Genomic DNA, 1,941 nt, shown 5'->3' on the forward strand with positions numbered 1-1,941 from the left:
GTTGCGCCTTGCAAGTTCAAGTAGCACATGCAACCTGAGATGGTTGCCTTGATAAAGCCTAACCAGCAGTCATGCACCGAGTCTTGCGTGGTGCGTGGTAACATGCATTGCGAAGCGTAGACAGGAAGATAGTAGGCCGGAATAAAGTGAATAGGATAATTAGCCCCGAAATTGAACGTGTTGTGAAGTAGCCGACCTTTTCTCTCTATGGGGAAGGCAGAAGTTAAGTATCCGTTATTGGTGAGGATATATTAATTGCTTCCGGGGTTCGTACCTACGGCATGCTATCAAAGGGCTACTTGGAAACAAGGGAGATCCGGCAGGCTTCCCTAAAGGATAGGACTTGACAAGCCTGACAAAGCAAGAATAATCCGATGGTCTACCGGAAGTCTTACTGACTGATAGTACTCTGAGGTAGGGAAAGCCTACTACGCGGGGAAGCGGTCAGCGGAAATTGAATCTATTCCAAGGAAACATGGGCTCCATACAAAGGGAGGATTCGGGCCTTAATACAAAGTAAGGAGAACCCCAGCCATGAACACAAATCTGGAAAGAGTAGCAGCAAAAGCCAAAAAGGAAACAAAACTTAAATTCACATCGCTAGCCCACCACATCACCAAGGAACTTATGTGGGAAAGTCTAGCCCGGATGTCAAAGTGCACTGCACCCGGTATAGACGATGAGACGGTTGGCGGAGCGCTGAAAGATTTTGACCTATGGATTGAGAAACTAATGAATTCAATTCATCAAAAAAACTATAAGCCTCCGGCAGTTAGAAGAGTCTGGATACCCAAACCAGGCAAATCTGAAAAACGCCCAATTGGAGTTCCTACGGTGGTGGACAGAGCACTGCAACGAAGCACGGCTGAAGTACTATCGGCAATATATGAGCAGGATTTTCTTGAATGTTCATTCGGAGGAAGACCGGAACGGGGAGCCCATAACGCTCTTTCGACCCTAAATGAAATTATTGCCGGAAAGAAAATCAGCTGGGTTCTAGAAGCAGACCTGAAGAACTTTTTCGGAACGCTCGACCACGCATGGATATTAGAATTTGTACAGCATCGAGTAGGAGACCCCAGAATTATTACCATGATAAAACGATGGCTCAAAGCCGGAGTCATGGAAAATGGGTTAATTCAGGCGAGCGATGTCGGAACTCCTCAAGGCGGCTCAATTAGCGTCCTGCTAAGCAACATCTATTTGCACTATGTACTGGACCTATGGTTTGAGAAAATAGTGAAGCCAAAGCTAAAAGGCGAAGCATACCTGATTAGATATATTGATGACTTCATAGTCTGTTTTCAGTATCGTTCAGATGCTAACCGCTTTCAGGAAGTCCTTGAGAAAAGATTGGGGAAATTCTCGCTAACACTGGAGCCAAACAAAACCCGTCTAATTGAATTTGGCCGTTTTGCTAGCAAACATGCTCATGAAAGAGACAAAAAGCTAGAGACATTCTATTTCCTCGGTTTTACCCACTATTGTACGCGCAATAGAAAAGGAAACTTTATGGTGGGTAGAAAGACCGAAAAATCGCGACTTAGGCGAAGCATTATCAAGATGCAGGCGACCTTGCGCGAAATACGACACTTTCCAATTAAGGAGCAAGTAACGGCGATAAATTCGGTCTTGAGGGGCCATTACAATTATTATGGAATGGCAGGCAATCTGAAAAGCCTCTTTAAGCTTTACCATAGGACAGAACAGTACTGGAGAAGAATGCTTAGTTCCCGGTGCAGCAAAGGATACGTCACATGGGAGAAGTTCCAAGCGATTAAAAGTATGTTTCCACTATTGCGACCGAAGCTTTCGATACCATATACGGAACTAAAAGCATACGCAATGCTGTGAGTCAATTTCCGAAGAGCCCGGTGCGGGAAATCTGCACGCCGGGTTCCGTGGGGGTTGGGCCACCAATTGGTGGCCTTTCTACCCAGA

Annotated in this window: 1 protein-coding gene; it reads left to right on the plus strand. The window is 45.6% G+C overall.

All coding sequences use genetic code 11. The annotated features are described in order from the left end of the window. Nucleotides 1-534: 534 nt before the first annotated feature. Nucleotides 535-1,854, plus strand: a complete 1,320-nt coding sequence (gene ltrA, locus L7E55_RS17460; protein WP_277445638.1) for a group II intron reverse transcriptase/maturase — start codon at nucleotides 535-537, stop codon at nucleotides 1,852-1,854. The last annotated feature ends 87 nt before the right edge of the window (nucleotides 1,855-1,941 follow it).

Origin of the sequence: Pelotomaculum isophthalicicum JI (assembly GCF_029478095.1) — a bacterium.
Taxonomy (GTDB): Bacteria; Bacillota; Desulfotomaculia; order Desulfotomaculales; family Pelotomaculaceae; genus Pelotomaculum_D; species Pelotomaculum_D isophthalicicum.

What these genes read in the sequence shown, in the direction of transcription:
- ltrA (WP_277445638.1), top strand. Translation starts at nt 535, where the DNA reads ATGAACACAAATCTGGAAAGAGTAGCAGCAAAAGCCAAAAAGGAAACA.